The sequence below is a fragment of the Gordonia sp. PvP123 genome (genome assembly GCF_040547295.1).
Lineage (GTDB): Bacteria > Actinomycetota > Actinomycetes > Mycobacteriales > Mycobacteriaceae > Gordonia > Gordonia terrae.
Genome location: NZ_JBEPPN010000011.1, coordinates 13,491 through 34,567, shown reverse-complemented (window position 1 = coordinate 34,567; position 21,077 = coordinate 13,491). Strand labels below are relative to the sequence as shown.

Sequence of the window (21,077 nt, the reverse complement as noted above, 5' to 3'; positions counted from 1 at the left end):
AACCCGCCGATGGCGTACAGGCCCCTTCTCATGTGCTCGAGTGGATTCAGGCAGTGCCGGTCACACTCGGCCCGCGCGCTTGGCTCCCGGCGCCGGTCAGATTCGGCCCGCTCGCTTGGCTCCCGGCGCCGGTCACACCCTCGGACTCGGCGCCCGCAGGCTGCGCCTCGGCCGCAGCCGTCTGACGCGGGAAGTGGGACAACCCGCCCCACAGCAGCGCGACCGTGGTGTCGACGGCGGTCTGCTTGTCGACGGGCCGCTTGGCCTCGAGCCAGTAGCGCGCGTTGACCTGACTGGCGCCGACGAGTCCCGACGCCAGCATGCGTGAGCGATAGGGATCGAGACCGGAGTCGTGCATGACCAGTCCGTAGACCGCGTCGACACACGCCTCGGTGGCACCCTCCACCCGCCGGATGACCGCGGGGTCGGAGGCGTCGGAGGAGAAGATCAACCGGTAACCCGAGTTGTCCTGGTCGATGAAGTCGAAGAACGCCTGGACCGCTGCGCGCACGCGCCGGCGGTTGTCCGTCGTCGTCCGCAGAGCGGTGTTGACGTCGCTGACCAGCTTCTCGGCGTGCGAATCGACGACCGCGATGTACAGGTCGAGTTTGGATGGGAAGTGTTGATACAGAACGGGTTTGCTCACGCCCGCGTGCACTGCGATCTCATCCATGCCGGCGGCGTGGTAGCCGCGTTCGACGAAGATCTCACTGGCCGCGTCGAGCAACTGCATACGTCGTGCGCTGCGCGGCAGGCGGGTGCTGCGTCCAGGCACGGCGGATGCATTGGTTGCGGTCGACATGCCCAAGAGAGTACTCGGGGGAGCTTCCTGCGCAGTATCGGTGGTCTGCTGTGAGAAAGTTGACCGGTGAGCCGCACTGAGGACGGTGGCCCCGAGCCCGAACGCGGCCGGGTGCGTGCCAAGGACGTCGGCCCGAGATCGTCGGGACGCCCCAGACCGGACCAGCCGCTTCGAGCGCGCTGGGATCCGACCGACGACAGCGGACGTCCCCGCGTCGACCGCGATGCACAGCCGGAATACAAGAAGCAGTCCGCTCTCGGGCGGTTCGTCTCGACCTACGGCTGGCGCGCGTACGCCATCCCGGTGCTCTCGATCCTGACGATCGCGCTCATCGTCGTCACCGTCCGGGACGGCCGCACCGATGCGCTCGAACCGGCTGCTGCCGCCAGCCCCGACTCCGCGGCGCGCAACACCGACATCAGCAAGGAGACCCGCCCGATCGGAGCGCCGACCGGCGACATCCAGGCGGCCGCGCTGCCGGCCGGCACGCTGCCGCAGGGTGGCCCGTTCACCGAGCGGGCCCGCAAGACCTTCCGGGTGCTGCGCGGTGGCGGTCCGCCCGTCGGTACCGGCGGTCAGGTCTACACCTACACGGTCGAGGTCGAGAACGGTCTCGACCCGCAGGACTACGGCGGTGACCCGACCTTCGCGAAGATGGTCGACACCACGCTGGCCAACCCGCGCAGCTGGATCGGCGACGGACGGGTGTCCTTCCGCAGGGTCGACCGTGGCGAGCCCGACCTGCGCATCACCCTCACCTCCACCGGCACCACCCGTGAGCTCTGCGGCTACCAGATCCGGCTGGAGACGTCGTGCTACTACCCGCCGCAGGCCCGGGTCACGCTCAACGAGGCGCGCTGGGTGCGCGGGGCCCTGTCGTATCAGGGCGACGACGTCGCCTACCGGCAGTACCTCATCAATCACGAGGTCGGGCACGGCATCGGCTATGAATCCCACGAGGCGTGCCGCGAGGACGGCGCGCTCGCGCCGATCATGATGCAGCAGTCCTTCGGCGTCGCGAACGCCGAGATCATGGCCCTCGACCCGCAGATGAAGGCCAACCGCACCTTCGTGTGCCGGCCCAACCCGTGGCCGTTCCCCACCCGCTGAGGGAATGCGGCCGCGAGCTCTGCCGTTGTGTCAGGAGTCCGTAGTCAGCCTGAACAATGGAGGCGTTCGTGTCGTCGCAAGGGTCGCCCACTGGGTCGCTGCCGCCGCTGGTGGAACCGGCCGCGGAACTGAGCAACGAAGAGGTGGCCCGCTACAGCCGTCACCTGATCATCCCCGACGTGGGCATGGACGGTCAGAAGCGTCTGAAGAACGCCAAGGTGTTGGTGATCGGCGCCGGCGGACTGGGCTCGCCGACACTGCTGTATCTCGCCGCGGCCGGGGTCGGCACGATCGGCATCGTCGAGTTCGACATCGTCGACGAATCGAACCTGCAGCGCCAGGTCATCCACGGCCAGTCCGACATCGGGCGGCCCAAGGCCGAGAGCGCGCGGGACTCCATCCTGGAGATCAATCCGTTCGTCACCGTCAACCTGCATGACCAGCGGCTCGAGCCCGAGGGTGCGATCGAACTGTTCTCGCAGTACGACCTCATCCTCGACGGCACCGACAACTTCGCGACCCGGTACCTGGTGAACGACGCCGCGGTCCTCGCGCACAAGCCCTACGTGTGGGGGTCGATCTACCGATTCGAGGGTCAGGCGTCGGTCTTCTGGGAGGACGCTCCCGACGGTCGCGGGCTCAACTACCGCGACCTCTACCCGCAGGCGCCGCCGCCCGGCATGGTGCCGTCGTGCGCCGAGGGCGGCGTCCTCGGCATCCTGTGCGCCTCGATCGGCTCGATCATGGGCACCGAGGCGATCAAGCTGATCTGCGGGATCGGCGAACCCCTCCTCGGCCGTCTGATGGTGTACGACGCGCTGGACATGACCTACCGAACCATCAAGATCCGCAAGGACCCGGAAGGCGAACGCATCGCCGGCCTCATCGACTACGACGACTTCTGCGGCGTCGTCTCCTCCGAGGCGTCCGATGCCGCGGCGGGGTCGACGCTGACCGCCGTCGAACTCAAGTCGAAGATCGACGCCGGGGAGAAGCTGGCGATCATCGACGTCCGGGAGCCCGTCGAATGGGACATCGTCCGCATCGACGGCGCCACACTCGTGCCCAAGGGCGACATCCTCTCCGGTGAGGGGCTCGCGCAGGTACCACACGACCGCCCCACGGTCCTGTACTGCAAGACCGGTATCCGTTCCGCGGAGGCACTGGCCGCGCTCAAGCGAGCCGGTTTCGCCGACGCGACGCACCTGCAGGGCGGCGTGACCGCATGGGCCAACCAGGTCGACAAGACGCTTCCGGTCTACTGATCCCGGCTGTCTGCGCGTGATGGCTGCCGCGTGCCTTCCGTGACCGGGCAACCGCGCTCGGTAATCTGGCCAACGTGAACACCGTCGAGCCGCCCGAACATGTGTTGAACACGTTCGGGCTCACCGCCCACCCGCCCATCGCGATGGGGGAATCGTGGGTCGGCGGGTGGCGTGTCGGCGAAGTCGTGCTGTCCCTGGTTCCCGACCACGCGCGTGCCGCGTGGTCGGCGTCGGTGCGGGAGTCCCTGTTCGTCGAGGGCATGCGCATCGCGCGTCCCTTCCGCGCCACCGACGGGCGGTACGTGGTGTCCGGGTGGCGGGCGGACACCTACATCGCGGGGACCCCCGAACCCAGGCACGACGAGGTCGTGCTGGTCGCCGACCGCCTGCACGAGGCGACCGCCTCGCTCGAACGGCCCCGGTTCCTGCTCCAGCCGCCGGCCCCGCCGCACACCGATGTCGATGTCTTCACCGCCGCCGACCGCGCCGCGTGGGAAGAGGTTCCGTTGCGATCGGCCCGTGCCGCGGGGATGGCCGAACCGACCGCGCCGGACGGCGTGCAGAGCGTCGACATGCTGAAAACCCTTGCGAAGCTTCGCAAACCGGTGGATCTGCCGTCTCAGGTCGTGCACGGTGACCTCTTCGGCACGGTTCTGTTCGCGGGGGCCGCGGCCCCCGGCATCACCGACATCGTCCCGTATTGGCGGCCCGCGCCGTGGGCTGCGGCGGTCGCGGTGGTCGACGCCCTCGCCTGGGGCGGTGCCGACACCGAGCTCATCCAGCGCTGGTCCGATCAGCCCGAGTGGCCGCAGATGATGCTGCGGGCGACGATGTTCCGGCTGGCCGTCCACGCCCTGCACCCGCGGTCGACCTCGGGCGCACTGCCCGGGTTGCAGCGAGTCGTCGAACATGTACGTTTGCTCGTATAACCGCAGCTCACAGCCCTGATCGAGAGCTGACAGGGTTCTCACACCGTCGTTGTGACGGAGTGAGGACAACGTGACCATGCGGTCACCTCGCGGAAAATCCGCGCAACACACCCCCTCCACACTTGGTCTCGAGTCGCACGACATCGGTGTCGGCGTCTTCCACGACAGCCACCACTGCACGTCCGGCCCCGTGCACGGCAGTGACACCACGTAGACCAGCAACCATCGGAGGCGGAGCCTTGGCATTCGCAGACCTCACAGCCAACCTGAAACGCGACCACACCATCACCGACTGGGATCCCGAGGATCGGGTCGCCTGGGACAACGGCAACGCCGCGATCGCCAAACGCAATCTGATCTGGTCGGTGATCTGCGAGCACGTCGGCTTCTCGATCTGGTCGCTCTTCTCGGTGATGGCCCTGTTCATGGGCCCCGAGTACGGCATCAGCATGGACCAGAAGTTCGTCATCGCCGCCACCGCGACCCTGGTCGGTTCCTGCCTGCGGATCCCCTACACCCAGGCCACCGCCCGGTTCGGCGGGCGCAACTGGGCGATCTTCTCCGCCGTCGTGCTGCTCATCCCCACCGGGCTGACGATGATGCTGATGATGAACCCGGGCGAGTTCGGGTTCGGCTGGTTCCTCGCCGTCGCGGCCATCACCGGTTTCGGTGGCGGCAACTTCGCGTCGTCGATGACCAACATCAACGCCTTCTACCCGCAGCGGCTCAAGGGTTGGGCCCTGGGCCTCAATGCGGGCGGCGGCAACATCGGCGTGCCGGTCGTCCAGGTCATCGGTCTGCTGGTCATCTGGCTCTTCGCCGACCAGCCGGAGATCGTGTGCGCCATCTACCTCGTCGCCCTGGCTGTCGCCGGCATCGGTGCCGCCATCTACATGGACAACCTGGACCACCAGACGGCCAGCGGTCGGGCGATGATCGACTGCCTCAAGTACCGCGACACGTGGCTCATCTGCCTGCTCTACATCGGCACGTTCGGTTCCTTCATCGGCTTCGGGTTCGCCTTCGGCCAGGTCCTCAACATCAGTTTCACCGAGGCCGGAGTGGCGAAGCCGGCGCTGGCGGCAGCGCAGATCGTGTGGATCGGCCCGCTGCTGGGGTCGGTCATCCGCCCCTACGGCGGGAAGCTGGCCGATCGCGTGGGTGGTGGCAAGGTGACGCTGTACACCTTCATCGCGATGGTCTTCTCCGCGGCGATCCTCGTCGTCGCCGGCACGATCGCCGACAACAACGGCAAGACGATCACCGGCGCCACGTTGACGGCCTTCATCATCGGCTTCATCCTGCTGTTCCTGCTGTCGGGCCTGGCCAACGGGTCGGTGTACAAGATCATCCCGACCATCTGGGAGCACAAGGCGCGGACGCAGAGTGGACTGAACTCACTCGGCAAGACGAAGTGGTCGCGGAGCATGTCCGGCGCTCTCATCGGGATCGCCGGGGCAGCAGGAGGTCTCGGCGGCGTGGGTATCAACCTGGTGCTGCGGGCCAGCTATCAGACCAACAAGTCGGCGACGATGGCCTTCTGGGTGTTCATGCTCTTCTACGTCCTGGCGGCGGTCGTGACCTGGTGGTTCTACGCCCGACGCCCGATCGTCCTCGCGGAGACCACCGATCTGTCGGTGGCCGGCACCCCGGAGGGTGGGGCTTCCACCGGCGACGAGGGCGCACCGACCGGTGTCGCGTCCGAGGGCACCGACAAGCAGGCAACCAACGAAGCGCTGGCCTGATCCGCACGGGTCCGGCGAGGCAAGGGAGTTCAGAGCAGTGAACAGCGAAACCGCAACGCGCACAACCAAGACAGTGGTGGTGGTGGGCCACGGCATGGTCGGTCACCGCTTCGTGCAGGCGCTCCGTGAGCGTGACGCGACCGACCGGTGGCGGATCGAGATCGTCAGCGAGGAGATCGACCCGGCGTACGACCGGGTGGGGTTGTCCTCGTATGTCGGTGCCTGGCTGAGGGATTCACTCGCACTCGAGGGAAACACGTACGCCGGCGACGACCACGTGGTGACGCATCTCGGGGAGACCGTCACCGGCATCGACCGCGAGGCGCGGCGCGTCGTCACCTCGGGCGGCCGAGAGATCGCCTACGACGCCGTGGTTCTCGCGACCGGTTCCTACGCCTTCGTCCCGCCGGTTCCCGGGCACGACAACGACCGGTGCTTCGTCTACCGCACCCTCGACGACCTCGACGACATCCGGGCCGCGGCCGAGGCGGCCGGTCCCGGGGCGACGGGCGTCGTCGTCGGCGGTGGACTGCTCGGGCTCGAGGCGGCCAACGCCCTCAAGCTCATGGGGATGACCCCGCACGTGGTGGAGTTCGCCCCGCGCCTGATGCCGATGCAGGTCGACGAGGGCGGTGGCGCGATCCTGAAGAACCTGGTGACCGATCTCGGACTCGAGGTCCACACCGGGGTCGGGACATCCGAGATCGCCGACGCCGAAGGCGGTGGCCTGCGGGTGACGCTGTCCGACGAATCCACGATCGACGCCTCGCTGGTCGTCTTCTCGGCGGGTGTCCGGCCGCGCGATCAGCTGGCGCGGGAATCGGGACTGGCGGTGGGTGAGCGGGGCGGCGTGCTCGTCGACACCGGTTGTGTCACCGATGACGAGAACATCTATGCCATCGGCGAGGTCGCGGCCGTGGAGGGCCGCTGCTACGGCCTCGTCGCCCCCGGGTACTCGACCGCCGAGGTGGTCGCCGACCGTCTGCTCGGCGGCACGTCGGAGTTCCCCGGTGCCGACCTGTCCACCAAGCTCAAGCTCCTCGGCGTCGATGTCGCCAGCTTCGGGGACGCATTCGGCGCCACCGCGAACGCGCTCGAGATCACCTATCACGATGCCGTCGCCGGCAGGTACGCCAAGATCGTCGTGAGCGACGACGCGAAGACGCTTCTCGGCGGCATCCTCGTCGGCGACGCATCGGCCTACGCCATGCTCAAGCCGATGGTCGGCCGAGAGATCCCGGGCGACCCGGCGGCGCTCATCGCACCCGAGGGCGGTGCGGCGGTCGGTATGGACGCACTGCCCGACGACGCGGAGATCTGCTCGTGCAACGGGGTTTCCAAGGGTTCGATCTGCTCGGCGATCGCCGACGGGGCGTGCGACATCGCCGCGGTCAAAGGCTGTACCTCGGCCGGCACCACGTGCGGCGGCTGCCTGCCCAGCATCAAGCAGCTGCTCGCCGCGTCGGGGGTCGAACTGAGCAAGTCGCTGTGCGATCATTTCGCCCAGTCGCGCGCCGAACTGTTCGAGATCGTCGCGGTCACGGGCATCCGGACGTTCTCCGAGCTCATCGAGCGATACGGCACCGGCCTGGGATGTGAGATCTGCAAGCCGACGGTCGCGTCGATCCTGGCGTCGACCTCCAGCGAGCACATCCTCGACGGCGAGCAGGCTGCGCTGCAGGACACCAACGACCACTTCTTGGCGAACATGCAGAAGAACGGGTCGTACTCGGTGGTGCCGCGGATGCCCGGCGGCGAGGTCACCCCCGAACAGCTGATCGTCATCGGCGAGATCGCCCGCGACTTCGGGCTGTACACCAAGGTCACCGGTGGCCAGCGCATCGACCTGTTCGGGGCGCGCGTCGACCAGCTGCCCGAGATCTGGCGGCGCCTCGTCGACGCCGGGATGGAATCGGGCCAGGCGTACGGCAAGAGTCTGCGGACGGTGAAGAGCTGCGTCGGTTCGACGTGGTGCCGGTACGGCGTGCAGGACTCGGTCGGCATGGCAGTGCTGCTGGAGAAGCGATATCGGGGTCTGCGCTCGCCTCACAAGATCAAGTTCGGGGTGTCGGGGTGTGCCCGTGAATGCGCCGAGGCCCGGGGCAAGGACGTCGGCGTGATCGCCACCGAGCACGGCTGGAACCTGTACGTGGGCGGCAACGGCGGCCAGAGCCCGAAGCACGCGGTCCTGCTCGCCAGCGGAGTGGATGACGAGACCCTCGTCGCCTACATTGATCGGTACCTCATGTTCTACATCCGAACCGCCGATCGACTGCAGCGCACAGCGCCGTGGCTGGAGTCGCTCGAAGGTGGCCTCGACCATCTGAAGGACGTCGTCTGCGAGGACAGCCTCGGCCTCGCCGCCGAACTCGAGGACGCGATGGCCCGCCACGTCGGCGGCTATCAGGACGAGTGGGCGGCGGTACTCGCCGACGAGGACAAGCTCAAGCGGTTCGTCTCGTTCGTGAACGCGCCGGATGTCGTCGACCCGACCATCCGGTTCGCCGACCACGAACGGAAGGCGCCGGTGTTGCTCGACATGCCGTCGGTCCGCCCGGGAGCGGACGTGTCGAGCCCGGAGGCGTCGAGCACCGCACCGGTGAGAGAAGGAGTGCCCACATGACCATCGCGCCAGGGGAGGCCGACACCATGTCCGCGGAGACCACACCCACCGGTACCGCCGTCGGGGTGCGCGAGGGGAGTTGGGTGCGCGCCTGTTCCATCGACGATCTGATAGTCGGACGCGGGGTCGCCGTGCTCGGTCCCGACGGCGTCCAGGCCGCCCTGTTCCGGCTGCCCGCGGCCGAGTCGGACCGCGAGGCGGCACCGGGCCGCTCCCGGCTGTACGCCATCGGCAACATCGATCCGTTCGGCCGTGCCGCGGTTCTGTCGCGGGGGCTCACCGGCGATCGCGGGGGAGAACCCACCGTCGCCTCGCCGCTGGGCAAGCAGGTCTTCGCGCTCCGGACCGGACTCTGCCTGGACGACGAGACGGTGTCGGTCCCGAGCTACGGAGTACGCGTGAGCAACCGCATCGTCGAGGTGTACTTCCCGGCGTGAACACCATGACCCCCACCGGTGCAGACCCCGCCGGCTCAGGCCCCCCGGGAGCGGATCCGCTGCCACTCGCCGGATTCACCATCGGCATCACCGCGGCCCGGCGCGCCGAAGAGTTCGCGGTGTTGCTGGAACGACGCGGTGCCGAGGTGATGCACGCCCCGACCATCCGCATCCTGCCGCTGGTCGACGACACCGAGCTCGAGCGGGTGACCGAGGAACTGATCGGGAACCCGCCGGAGGTGATGGTCGCGACGACCGGCATCGGGTTCCGCGGATGGGTCGAGGCCGCCGACGGCTGGGGCAACGCCGAAGCCGTGTTGCGGGCGCTGTCCGCGAGCCGGTTGATCGCCCGCGGCCCGAAGGCCAAGGGTGCGATCCGGGCGGCGGGTCTGCGCGAGGAGTGGTCGCCGGAGAGCGAGTCCTCCTCGGAGGTGCTCGACCGGTTGCTGGAGGAGGGCGTCGAGGGCGTCCGGATCGCCGTGCAGTTGCACGGCGCCACCAGCGAATGGGAGCCGCTGCCGGACTTCTGCACGGTTCTGCGCGCCGCCGGTGCGGAGGTGGTGCCCATCCCGGTGTACCGCTGGAACATGCATCCCGACGTGGCGCGCATCGACAAGATGATCGCGGCGGTGCTCCGCGGCGATCTCGATGCGATCACCTTCACGAGTGCGCCGGCGGCGGCATCGATCCTGACCCGCGCCAAGGAGCTGGGCAAGCTGCAGCAGTTCGTCCATGCGTTGCGGACCGCGGTGCCGGTCATGTGTGTGGGCTCGGTGACCGCCAGTCCGCTGGAGGCACTGCAGATCCCCACGATCTACCCGCGCCGGTTCCGGCTCGGTGCGCTGGCGCGGCTGATCACCGACGAACTGCCGCGCCGCAGCCATCTGCTGCGGGTCGCCGGTCACGACACCGCCATCCGCGGACAGGCCGTGGTTGTCGACGGCGAGCTCCGCGAGATGTCGGCGACGAGTCTTCTCCTGCTCAAGCTGCTGGCCCGTAACCCCGGCCGCGTGGTCTCCCGCCAGGAGCTGCTCGCGGGGTTGCCCGGGGACAGCTCCGACACCCATGCGGTCGAGGTCGCCGTCGCGCGACTCCGTGCCGCGCTGGGGGATTCGAAGATGGTGCAGACCGTGGTCAAACGGGGCTACCGACTCGCCGTCGACCTCGAGTACGACGCCGAAGACGAGTGAGGAAGGAGCGAGAACACATGCACGACAACCATGTACGGCTTCCGCACGGCGACCGTCTACAGGGGTACAGCCCGGTCCTGGTCGCGCACGGGACCCGCAATCCCCACGGGGTCTCGGTCATCGCCCAGATCGCCGAGGCCGTCAGCGACCGGATCGGTCTCACCCGTACCGCGTTCGTCGACGTCCTCGGGCCCACACCGAGCGAGGTCATCGCCGACCTGGATCGCCCCGCCGTCCTGGTCCCGGCGTTCCTCGCCTCGGGCTACCACGTCCGCAAGGACCTACCCGAACACGTCGCGGCCGCCGGCCGGGAGGACACCGTGGTCACCCGGGCGCTCGGACCCGACCCGGCCATCGCCGCGGTCGCGCGACTCCGCCTGGCCGAAGCGGGCTGGGAACCGGGCGACGCGGTCGTGCTCGCCGCTGCGGGTTCGTCGGACGAGAGTGCCTGTGGCCAGGTGCATCTCGCGGCCCGGCAGCTCGAATCGCTCATCGGCGGGCGAGTCGAGGTCGGGTTCATCACGACAGCGACGCCCAGTGTGCCCGACGCCGTCGAACGAGCGCGGCGAACGGGTCGCCGGGTCGTGATCGCGAGCCACCTCCTCGCACCGGGCCTGTTCCATCAGCGGCTGAACACCTACGGTGCGGACGCGGTGGCCGCACCGCTGGGGCCGGACCCGCGGATCGTCGACCTGATCGTGACGCGGATGCGCGCGGCGATCAGTCCGTATCGGCGGACCGCCGCGGCGCGTCTGAGGTAGGCAACCCCTCAGGCGGAGGGGTCCCAGCGGCACTCCCGCAGTCGGATCCGCCCGTCGGTGATCGGAACACCCTCCGCCCGTAGGCGTTCCAGCTGCCGGGTCGCGAGGTGGGGTGCCGGCCGGCCGCCGGCGGGTACCACGCGGTGCCAGGGCAGGTCGGCGGTGTCGGTCCGCATGATCCAGCCCACGATCCGGGGACTGGACAATCCGGCTGCCACGGCCAGGTCGCCGTAGGCGCTCACCTGCCCCACCGGGATCGCCGACACCAGTGCGCGGACCCGTTCCACCTGCTCTTCGGTGATGGCCGCCATCGGCGCAGACCTCCCGTCGTTCTCGTCGGGCCCGACTCGGCGAGCCGCGTGGATGATCCGCGCTACAGCAGCGATCGGATCAGGGTGGCGCTGAGCCCGGGTTCGAGGAACGGCACCATGTGCCCGCAGTCGGCGTGGTGGACGGTGACCTCGGTGCCGCGTTCGCTTGCGCAGGCATCCAGGAAGGCCGGCCGCACGAACGGCGGCTGGACCTGATCGGCGACCACCACATGGGTTGGTGTGCCGGGTGGCGGAAGCACTGCGGGTCTTGCCATCTCGCTCCACGACGCCGCGGCGGCCGGGGCGCTGACCCGCCAGCCGACCCGCCCTCGCGGCCGGGGGACGAGGTGCTCGGCGAGCTCGCTCTCCATGAGCGCGTCGGGAACGGCCGCCCAGCCCTCGGCACGTTTCGCCGAGCGTGCGGCGTCGGCGTCGGCGTAGTCCCAGTTGTCGAGACTGTCGGTGGCCACCTCGAGCGCGAACTCGGGGTCGAGGCCCTGCGCGGGATCGAGCAGCACCAGGCCCTTGACCGCGTCCGGGCGGCGGTTGGCCAGGTGCAGCGCCAGCGCGCCGCCGAACGAGTGCCCCACGACGACGACCGGCTGCTCGTCGGCGGGGATGTGGTCGTCGATCACCGCCGACAGCGCCCGCACCTGGTGTTCGATGCTCCACGGCGGGCGCCACGGTGACCGGCCATGACCGATCAGGTCCGGTGCGACGAGCCGGACACCGGGGAGGTGGTCGGCCAGCGCTGCCCAGCGACGGCCGTGGCCGGTGAGCCCGTGGATGGCGAGAACCGCAGGACCGCTGCCGAAGACATGGGTGTTGAGAGCTGCCACCCGTCCATCCTGCCGTACGGCCCCCGGCGGAAACCGATGCAGGTGGCGGACGGGAACCGACGCAGGTGGCGGCGCCCCGCCGAGAGCGTCGGTGGGCCGTGATTCGATGGGTGCATGAGTCGGAGACCGGGTGCCCAGACCCCGCGCAGCGCGCTGCGCGCGCGACTTGTCGCGGCCCCCGACTCCACGGATCGTCCCCGGCACTGGCCGCCTGCGGTGGCCGAGGTCATCGAGCCGCCCACGAGCCGCCCGGCCGACGAGGAACAGGCCTGGCGTCCGGTACGGGTGCACGGCGGTCCGGGGAGCGGGAAGACTGCGCTGATCGTCGACGCCGCGGTGGCCCGACTGCTCGACCCGGACACCGATCCGGAGTCCGTTCTCGTCCTGGCGTCCAGCCGGCGCGCGGCCGTCGCCCTGCGCGAGGAGATCACCCGGCGCGTCCTGTCCGCCGGATCGAGCGGCCGCCGGGTTCTCGGCGGTGCGCTACGCGAGCCGCTCGTGCGGACCGTGCACTCCTACGCCTTCGCGATCCTGCGCCTGCAGGCCCAGGCCCACAACAATCCGCCGCCGCGGCTCATCACGGGCTCCGAACAGGACGTCGTCCTGCGCGAGCTCCTCGCCGGTGACATCGAGGACGGCGCGGGTTACTGGCCGGCTCACCTGCGGCCCGCGCTGGGCACCGACGGTTTCGCCCAGGCGTTGCGCGACCTGATGATGCGCGCCGCCGAACGCGGCGTGGGCCCCGAAGAGCTTGCCGCGCTGGGACGTACACACAAGCGGCCGGAGTGGACCGCGGCCGCTCGCGCGTACGCCCAGTACGAGCAGAACATGCTGCTGCGCGGGGCGGTCGGTCTCGAGACGCCGGGTGCCTCGGCACCCGCGGTCGACGCGGCCGAGCTGATCGGTTCGGCGCTGTCGGCGTTCGCCACCGATCCCGACCTGCTGAGCGGCGAGCGCCGCCGCATCCGGCACCTGCTGGTCGACGATGCGCAACATCTCGATCCGCAAGCGGCGCAGCTCATCACGCTGGTCGGGACCGGAACCCTCTCGACGATCATCGCGGCCGACACCGACCAGTCCGTGTTCGGGTTCCGGGGTGCGAGTCCGCGCTTCGCCGACGGGCTGGCCGAACCGGGCAGCCCGCTCGACATCCTCCTCGAGGACGACTTCCGGTCCCGGCCCGAGCTGTCCCGGCTCGGACGCGCGATCGCCGCCCGGTTGCCCGGCGCCCGCCCGCATCCCTATCCCCGGCCGGCCACCGATGTGGATGCCGCCGAGCCGGAGTCGGAGGGGTCGGGCCCCGCGAACGGGGGCGGCGCGGCCGCCGTGCGGGTGTACGGGTCCGCGGCCAAGGAGGCCACCGCCATCGCCGACCTGCTGCGGCGTGCCCATCTCTTCGACGAGGTGCCGTGGTCGCAGATGGCGGTCGTCGTCCGGTCGGTGTCGCTGGCGCTGCCGCCGCTGCGACGGGCCTTCCGGTCCGCGGGCGTACCCCTGACGACGCCCGCCAGTGACCTGCCGCTGCATCGGCAACGTGCCGTCATCGGTTTGATGCTGGTGCTGCGCGCGGTCGCCGCGCGTGCGGCGAGCCCGGCTTCGCCGGACGCGCACTCCACCGACACGCTCGACCACTTCACCACCGAGGACACGCTCACGCTGCTGTCCGGTCCGATCGGTGCGGCCGATCCGGGATCGATGCGCCGGTTACGACGCGGTGTGCGCCGCCTCGACGACGCCGACGACCCGGCGGGACAACCGGATTCGCTCACGTCCCTGACCCGCGCGATCCTCGACCCCGAGGTCGGCGCGCGCTACCGTCGCCGACTCACCGAGACCGAGGCGATGCCGCTGGCGCGCGTGCTCGACGTCGTCGGCGCGGCCCAACGGGTGCACGACGCGCGGCGCGGGATCGAGGAGACCCTGTGGGCGGCGTGGCAGGCCACCGGGCTCGAGCGGCGGTGGGCGGCATCGGCCGTTCGCGGCGGCCCGGCGGGCGAGCAGGCCGACCGCGACCTCGACGCGGTCATGGCGATGTTCGAGTCCGCCGCGGACTTCACCGACACGCTGCCCGCGGCCGGGCCGGCCGGGTTCGTGCACTACCTGTCCCAGCTGCAGATCCCGCGCGACAGCCGGACGGCCACGGCGGCAACCGAATCGGTGACGGTGCTCTCCGCACACGCCGCGGTGGGACGCGAATGGGAGGTCGTCGCCGTCGCGGGCGTCCAGGACGGGCTGTGGCCGTCGCTGCGAAGTCGCGGAGGCGTTCTGGCCACCGGACAACTCGTCGACATCCTCGACGGCATGGACGCCGACGCCGTGGACACCGTCGCCCGCGGGGCGACCGCACTGGCCGACGAGCGCAGGCTGTTCCTCGTCGCGTGCACGCGGGCCCGTAGCCGGTTGCTCGTGACCGCGGTCGAGGACGGCAGCGGGGACGCGTCACCGTCGCGCTTCATCACCGAACTCGCGGATCTGGTCGGCGATCCCGACGATCCGGCGGAGTCGGCCCGCGTCGAGGTCCGGCTCGACCCCGGCGTCGACCGGGTGCTCTCGTTGCCCTCACTGGTCGCGACGCTGCGATCGGCGGTGATCGCCGGCGCCGACGAACCCGATGCGCCCCGGACGACGGCCGCGGCGCGTCTGCTGGCCGAACTCGCCGACTCCGACATCCCGGGTGCGCATCCGCGCGACTGGTTCGGGCTCGCCGCACCCAGCACCGACGCTCCGTTGTGGACGCCGGAGTCGGGTCCGCTGACCCTCTCGCCGTCGAATGTCGATGCGCTGACCCGCTGTTCGTTGCGGTGGGTTCTCGAACGCAACGGCGGGCGCGACGGCGACGGCACCCCGGCACTGACCGGCAGCCTCGTGCACACGCTCGTCCAGGCGGTCGCCGGCCAACTCGATCCGGCCGAGGTGACCGCAGCGCTCCGCGACATCTGGGAACGTGTCGACACCGGTGCCGGCTGGTACTCGGCCCGCGAACTCGAGCGCGCCGAGGGCATGCTCGGGCATTTCCGGGAGTGGCTGCGCATCTCGCGCTCCGAACTCGAGGAGGTGGGCGTCGAGTTGCCCGTCGACGCAACCATTCCCGCCGACCCCACCGCGGGCCCCGACGAGCTCGAGGTCCGCCTCCGCGGACGCGTCGACCGACTCGAGACCGATGCCGAGGGCAGGCCGGTCGTGGTCGACGTCAAGACCTCCAAGACGCCGATCACCAAGGCCGACGCCGACGAGCACGCCCAGATGGCGGCCTATCAGGTGGCGCTGGCGCACGGCGGGGTGCCGCAGTTCGGCGACACCCCGCCCGGCGGTGCTCGACTGGTCTACGTGTCGACCGCGAACCGCAATTCCGGTGCGGCCGAACGCGTCCAGTCGCCGCTGACACCGGAGTTGCTCGACGAGTGGATCGGGGTGGTACGCCGCGCGGCCCGGGCCAGCGTCGGACCGACGTACAGCGCGACACCCAATCCCGGTTGTGTGCACTGCACTCTCACCACGAGTTGTCCCGCACAGATCCCGGGGAAGGCGGTGACAGATGACTGATCTGCAGGACCGGATCGACCGGCCGATCGTCGGGGCGAAGTCGCTGGCGGCCGCGCTGGGACTGCCCGACCCCACGCCCGAGCAGGTCGCGGTGATCGAGGCGCCGATGGAACCCATGCTCGTCGTCGCCGGCGCGGGTGCGGGCAAGACCGAGACGATGGCCTCGCGCGTGGTGTGGCTGGTGGCCAACCAGCTCGTGGCCCCCGACGAGATCCTCGGACTCACGTTCACGCGCAAGGCCGCGAGCGAACTCGGCGCCCGCATCCGGCGGCGCCTCTCGATGCTCGCCGGGTCGCCGGCGCTGCGGAACTGGGATCCCGACGGCGCGTTGGCCGCCCGGCTACGCGGTGCCGATCCGGAGGTGAGCACCTACCACGCCTATGCCGGGCGGCTGATCGCCGACTACGGGCTGCTCCTGCCGGTCGAACCGTCGTCGACACTGCTCACCGAGACCGAGCTCTGGCAGCTGGCGTTCTCACTCGTCTCCGCGTGGCCGGGCGAACTGAACACCAAGAAGGTGCCGGCGAGTGTCACCGAGGCGGTGCTCAAACTGTACGGCGAGATGTCGGAGCACCTGGTCGACATCACCGACCTCGCGCAGGCGGGTTCGACGCTGTACGAGCTCGTCGACACCCTTCCGAAGGGTCCCAAACAGCGCGACAAGCCGACGCAGGCGCTGCTGAAGGTGCAGGAGGTCATCGACGAACGGCGTGAGCTGATCCCGATGGTGATCGCGCTGGGCGAGACGATGCGGGCGCAGTCCGCGCTCGACTTCGGCAGCCAGATGTCACTCGCGGCACGGCTGGTGGTGTCCAACCCCGAGGTCGTCACCGCCGAACGCACCGCGTTTCGCGCGGTCCTGCTCGACGAGTACCAGGACACCGGTCACTCGCAACGGGTGCTGCTGTCGACGCTGTTCGGCGGGCACGGGCGCGCCCCGGTCGCGGTCACCTCGGTCGGCGACCCGATCCAGTCCATCTACGGGTGGCGGGGTGCCTCCGCGGCCAACCTGCCGCGGTTCGCCCGCGACTTCCCGCGTCCCGACGGGACTCCCGCCCGTCGCCTGGAGCTCCTCACCAGCTGGCGGAACGCGGCCCAGGGTTTGCGGCTGGCCAATCAGATCTCCGAGGAGCTCCGACGCCGCGGGATCCCGGTCAGCGTGCTCCGGCCCCGTCCCGACGCCCCCCACGGCACGGCGACGATCGCGCTGACCGAGACCGTCGTCGACGAACGGAACGTCATCGCCGATGCGATCGAGGAACGCTACCGCGCGGCCCAGGCCGCGGACGAGGCACCGCCGACCACCGCGATCCTGGTGCGGCGCAACGAGGATTCGGCACCGCTGGCCGCCGAACTCGAGAGCCGGGGCATCCCCACCGAGGTGGTTGGCATCGGCGGTCTGCTGCACGTCCCGGAGATCGAGGACATCGTCGCGACCCTGCGCGTGATGGCCGACCCGATGGCCGGGACCGCCGTGATGCGTCTGCTCACCGGGGCCCGCTGGCGGCTGGGCGCCAAGGACCTCGCCGCGCTGTGGCGCCGGGCCACCACTCTCGCGGCGGAGAGTTTCGCCGAGGCGGGCGGCGTCGTCACCAGCCGAGAGGCGCTCGACGCGGCACTCGACGCCGTGCTGCCCACCGAGATCGTGGACCGGGCGGGAATCGCCGACGCCGTCGTCGATCCGGGCGAACCCACCGACTACAGCCCCGAAGGGTACGCGCGCATCCGGGCGTTCGGTGCGCAGCTGGAGTCCTTGCGGCGTCGGATCGGACAGCCGCTCCCCGAACTCGTCGCCGACGTGGAGAACACGATCGGGGTCGGCGTCGAGGCCCAGATCCGGGCGCGCCGCATGCGGGGCGCGATCACCGGCCGGGAACATCTCGACGCCTTCGCCGACTACGTCAGCCACTACGCCGATCGCCCGGGCGCGAACCTGCCCGGCCTGTTGGCGTTCCTCGACGCCGCCGAGACGATCGAGAAGGGTCTGGAGCCGGGGCGCATCGAGGTGGCCGAACAGCGCGTACAGATCCTCACCGTGCATGCGGCCAAAGGACTCGAATGGGACGTCGTCGCGATACCGCACCTGGCGAAGGGGATCTTCCCCAGCGCCAAGGCCGACACCACGTGGCTGGGCAGTGCACGCGAGCTCCCGGCCGACCTGCGCGGTGATCTGGCCATCCCGGCCGAGGCGGCCGACGGTGCGCCGGAAGGGTTTCCGATCCTGACGATCGACACGGTCGCCGACCGCAAGCAACTCGAGGACGCCCTGACCGACCACAAGGCCGCGATCGGCGAGCGTCGCCTCGAAGAGGATCGGCGGCTGCTGTACGTGGCGCTCACCCGCGCTCGGCACGATCTGCTCATCTCGGCGCACCACTGGTCGGAGACCGGCGACAAACCGCGCGGCGGCTCGGATTTCTTCGACGAGCTGATGGTCGGCATCGACGAGGCGATCACCGACCCGAGCGTCGACTCGACCGGGCTGTCGATCGCGGTACGTACGCCGCCGCCGGAGCCGGACAGCCCGAATCCGTTGGCCGAGCGTGCGATCGCAGCACCGTGGCCGCGCGATCCGCTCGGCGGCCGCCGCGACTCGGTCCAGCGAGCGGCCGACCTGGTCACCGACGCCATCGCCACCCGCGCAGCGCCCGCGCTGTTCGACGCACCGGCCGTCGACTCGGAGACCGCGACCACGCCTCCGGCCGATCCGGCGGACGAGATCGGTGCCTGGGAGGCCGAGGTGTCGGCCCTGCTCGCCGAGCATCACCAGGCGAATCAGGCGCTCGTCGAGGTGTCGCTGCCGACCCACCTGTCCGTCAGCCAGCTGGTCGAACTCGACGCCGACGAAGCCGAGTTCGCCCGTCGGTTGCGCCGCCCGACGCCGTTCCGGCCCAACCCGATGGCTCGGCGCGGCACCGCGTTCCACGCGTGGGTGGAACGGTGGTTCGGCGCGACCCGACTCCTCGACATCGACGAATTGCCCGGTGCCGCAGACGCGACCGCGAGCCCGGACGCCGATCTCGAGGAACTGCGGGCGGCGTTCCTCTCCTCGCCCTGGGCGAATCGCAGTCCCACCGAGGTGGAGGTGCCCTTCGAGACCGTCATCGGCGGGATCGTGGTGCGTGGACGGATCGATGCGGTCTTCGCCGAGAAGGACGGCTCGTGGACGGTCGTCGACTGGAAGACCGGTGTGATCCCCGAACCCGCCCGCCGGGAATCGTTGTTCATCCAGCTCGCCGCGTACCGCCTGGCGTGGGCGCAACTGGCCGGGGTGGAGGCGACGAAGGTCCGGGCCGCCTTCCACTATGTGCGCGACGGGCACACGCTGGAGGCCGACGACCTGCCCGACGAGGCGACCCTCGCCGCCAAGCTCGCCCGATGAGCCGGCCCGTGACGCGAGGGGAGTCCCGCCAGATGAGTTGTGGGGCGCCGTGGTGGGCTACATTGCAGCGTGTGAGCGAACTCGACGAGCGCGAGCGCGCCGGTGGCTAACCGCCTGCGCCGACGCTTCGGCGGTACCGATCTGGTCAACCGGCCCGACCATGCACTGGTCGGCGTCGTCCGTATCCCCGAACTCCAGCAGAGTCCGAGCCGGGCGATCGGCCGACGCGTCTTCTGGGCGACCCTGGCGCTGCTGTTCACCTCGGTCGTGGTCTGGTTGGATCGCGCCGGCTACCGCGACGCACAGGACAACGAGCTGTCGTACCTGGATGCGCTGTACTACTCCGCGGTGACCCTCTCCACGACGGGCTACGGCGACATCACGCCGATCACGCCGTTCGCCCGTTTCATCAACCTCGTCATCATCACGCCGTTGCGCGTGCTGTTCCTGATCGTGCTGATCGGTACCACCCTCGAGGTGCTCACCGAACGGTCTCGACAGGCGCTCAAGATCCAGCGTTGGAGGAATACCGTGCGCAATCACACCGTGGTCATCGGTTACGGCACCAAGGGCCGCACCGCGGTGGACGCGATGCGCGGTGACGGCATCAAGCCTTCCGAGATCGTCGTCGTCGACGCCGACGCCACGGTCCTCGAGGCGGCCGCCTCCGACGGACTGGTCACGGTGCGCGGCGACGCCACGAAGTCGGATGTGCTGCGGCTGGCCGGCGTGGCCCACGCCGCGAGCATCGTCGTGGCCACCAGCCGCGACGACACCGCGGTCCTCGCCACACTCACCGCCCGCGAACTCAACCCGCGGGCGAAGATCGTCGCGTCGATCCGGGAATCGGAGAACACCCACCTGATGCGGCAGTCCGGTGCGAACTCGGTGGTGGTGTCGTCGGAGACCGCCGGTCGCCTGCTCGGCATCGCGACGATGACCCCGTCGGTGGTGGAGGTGATCGAGGACCTTCTCACCCCGGACGCCGGTTACGCCATCGCCGAACGTGAGGTCGATCCGACCGAGACCGGCGGGTCGCCTGCCCACACCCGCGACATCGTCCTCGGCGTCGTGCGCAACGGCGTACTGCATCGTGTCGACGACAGCGAGGTCGAACAGATCGAGGTCGGCGACCGCCTGCTGTATGTCCGCAAGAGCCCCAACGACGACTGACCGATCCGCCGCTTCTGAGAAAGGCTTGTGCGCCAGTGCATTTCGAGCTGCCCGAACCGCCCCTGCTGTCGCGTGCGGTGTTCGACCGCGCGGACGCCATCCGCGACGACGCGCACCGGATGGCCGCCGGATGGCCGACGGCGAAGGTGTTGCTGATCGACGCGGCCGGTCGATACCCGGTGAGCGATGCCGGTGCGTTGCACTGGGTCGCCGCCACCACTGTCGCCGAGGCTCCACCGGCCGACGCGGTCATCCTCGGCTTCGACGCGGCCGACGGTGGCGCCGACCTGTGGACGCGTCGTGTGCACCACATCGACGGCCCGACCGACGACGCCCGGCGTGGTGCGACGCGGCTGTCCGCCGACGAGGCGGGCCTGCTCGCCACCGCACTGGGGATCCTGAACTGGCATGAGACCGCCCGTCATTCACCGGTCGACGGTTCGCCCACCCAACCCGCTCGCGGCGGGTGGGTCCGGCGCAGCGTCGACTCCGGACGAGACGAGTTCCCGCGTACCGACCCGGCGATCATCACCGTCGTCCACGACGGTGCCGACCGCATCCTGCTCGGTCGGCAGGCCGTGTGGCCGGACGGCTGGTATTCGACGCTTGCCGGTTTCGTCGAGCCGGGGGAGTCGCTCGAACAGTGCGTGCTCCGCGAGGTGCACGAAGAAGTCGGCATCGTGGTGCGCGAACCGCGCTACCTGGGCAGCCAGCCCTGGCCGTTCCCACGGTCGCTCATGTTGGGTTTCGCGGCCATCGGCGACCCGACCGACGAGCTGGCATTCCTCGACGGAGAGATCGGCGACGCGCAGTGGTTCAACCGCGATGAGGTCCGGGAGGCTCTTGCCCGCGGCGACGGCTGGTCACGCGCCGAGGCGCCGGGCGCCGACGACGCGGATCGTCTGCGCCTTCCCGGGTCGATCTCCATCGCGCGATCGATGATCGAGGCCTGGGCGGCCGGGTAACC

Annotated in this window: 15 protein-coding genes; 12 read left to right on the top strand and 3 right to left on the bottom strand. The window is 70.1% G+C overall.

Annotation, left to right across the window (positions count from 1 at the left end; all coding sequences use genetic code 11):
- Positions 1–46 precede the first annotated feature (46 nt).
- Positions 47–802 carry an HTH-type transcriptional activator FasR gene (gene fasR / locus ABIC25_RS20390; RefSeq protein WP_354562904.1) on the bottom strand — a complete coding sequence of 252 codons (756 nt, stop codon included), beginning with the start codon at positions 800–802 and terminating at the stop codon, positions 47–49.
- 66 nt (positions 803–868) lie between these two features.
- Between fasR and ABIC25_RS20385 the strand changes: the two genes are divergently transcribed.
- The 8 genes from ABIC25_RS20385 to ABIC25_RS20350 all read left to right on the top strand — a co-directional run bounded on the left by ABIC25_RS20385 (position 869) and on the right by ABIC25_RS20350 (position 10,862).
- Positions 869–1,912, top strand: coding sequence for a DUF3152 domain-containing protein (locus tag ABIC25_RS20385; RefSeq protein WP_064570863.1), 1,044 nt, complete (start codon positions 869–871; stop codon positions 1,910–1,912).
- A 56-nt stretch (positions 1,913–1,968) separates the two neighbouring features.
- Positions 1,969–3,177, top strand: coding sequence for an adenylyltransferase/sulfurtransferase MoeZ (moeZ, locus tag ABIC25_RS20380; protein WP_004023439.1), 1,209 nt, complete (start codon positions 1,969–1,971; stop codon positions 3,175–3,177).
- Between the two features lie 74 nt (positions 3,178–3,251).
- A complete protein-coding gene (locus tag ABIC25_RS20375; RefSeq protein WP_004023438.1) occupies positions 3,252–4,106 on the top strand; it encodes a TIGR02569 family protein in 855 nt (284 codons plus the stop codon).
- A gap of 239 nt (positions 4,107–4,345) precedes the next feature.
- Entirely contained in the window at positions 4,346–5,851 is a 1,506-nt protein-coding gene (locus ABIC25_RS20370) for a nitrate/nitrite transporter (protein ID WP_004023437.1), read from the top strand.
- Positions 5,852–5,888: 37 nt separating this feature from the next.
- Complete coding sequence (gene nirB, locus ABIC25_RS20365; protein WP_354562902.1) at positions 5,889–8,474, top strand: nitrite reductase large subunit NirB; 2,586 nt, start codon at positions 5,889–5,891, stop codon at positions 8,472–8,474.
- Positions 8,471–8,911, top strand: a complete 441-nt coding sequence (gene nirD, locus ABIC25_RS20360) for a nitrite reductase small subunit NirD (RefSeq protein WP_004023435.1) — start codon at positions 8,471–8,473, stop codon at positions 8,909–8,911. The genes nirB and nirD overlap by 4 nt, the downstream gene beginning before the upstream one ends.
- Before the next feature lie 5 nt (positions 8,912–8,916).
- Positions 8,917–10,101 (top strand): uroporphyrinogen-III synthase, encoded by a 1,185-nt coding sequence (locus ABIC25_RS20355; RefSeq protein ID WP_033206084.1) that lies wholly within the window; start codon positions 8,917–8,919, stop codon positions 10,099–10,101.
- A 17-nt stretch (positions 10,102–10,118) separates the two neighbouring features.
- The gene (locus tag ABIC25_RS20350) at positions 10,119–10,862 is read left to right on the top strand and encodes a sirohydrochlorin chelatase (RefSeq protein WP_064570860.1); all 744 of its coding nucleotides are present in this window, start codon (positions 10,119–10,121) and stop codon (positions 10,860–10,862) included.
- Between the two features lie 8 nt (positions 10,863–10,870).
- On the opposite strand, the gene ABIC25_RS20345 is transcribed toward ABIC25_RS20350, so the two are convergent.
- Both ABIC25_RS20345 and ABIC25_RS20340 read right to left on the bottom strand, forming a co-directional pair.
- Positions 10,871–11,173, bottom strand: a complete 303-nt coding sequence (locus ABIC25_RS20345) for an MGMT family protein (RefSeq protein ID WP_354562901.1) — start codon at positions 11,171–11,173, stop codon at positions 10,871–10,873.
- Positions 11,174–11,235: 62 nt separating this feature from the next.
- On the bottom strand, positions 11,236–12,012 hold the full coding sequence (locus ABIC25_RS20340) for an alpha/beta fold hydrolase (RefSeq protein WP_033206056.1): 777 nt from the start codon (positions 12,010–12,012) through the stop codon (positions 11,236–11,238).
- A 114-nt stretch (positions 12,013–12,126) separates the two neighbouring features.
- On the opposite strand from ABIC25_RS20340, the gene ABIC25_RS20335 reads away from it, so the two are divergent.
- The 4 genes from ABIC25_RS20335 (at position 12,127) to nudC (ending at position 21,075) form a co-directional block, all read left to right on the top strand.
- On the top strand, positions 12,127–15,555 hold the full coding sequence (locus tag ABIC25_RS20335) for an ATP-dependent helicase (RefSeq protein WP_354562899.1): 3,429 nt from the start codon (positions 12,127–12,129) through the stop codon (positions 15,553–15,555).
- On the top strand, positions 15,548–18,937 hold the full coding sequence (locus ABIC25_RS20330) for an ATP-dependent helicase (RefSeq protein WP_354562897.1): 3,390 nt from the start codon (positions 15,548–15,550) through the stop codon (positions 18,935–18,937). Before ABIC25_RS20335 ends, ABIC25_RS20330 begins: the two co-directional genes overlap by 8 nt.
- Before the next feature lie 102 nt (positions 18,938–19,039).
- Positions 19,040–20,110 (top strand): potassium channel family protein, encoded by a 1,071-nt coding sequence (locus tag ABIC25_RS20325; protein ID WP_004023427.1) that lies wholly within the window; start codon positions 19,040–19,042, stop codon positions 20,108–20,110.
- A gap of 35 nt (positions 20,111–20,145) precedes the next feature.
- A complete protein-coding gene (gene nudC, locus ABIC25_RS20320; RefSeq protein WP_354562896.1) occupies positions 20,146–21,075 on the top strand; it encodes an NAD(+) diphosphatase in 930 nt (309 codons plus the stop codon).
- The last annotated feature ends 2 nt before the right edge of the window (positions 21,076–21,077 follow it).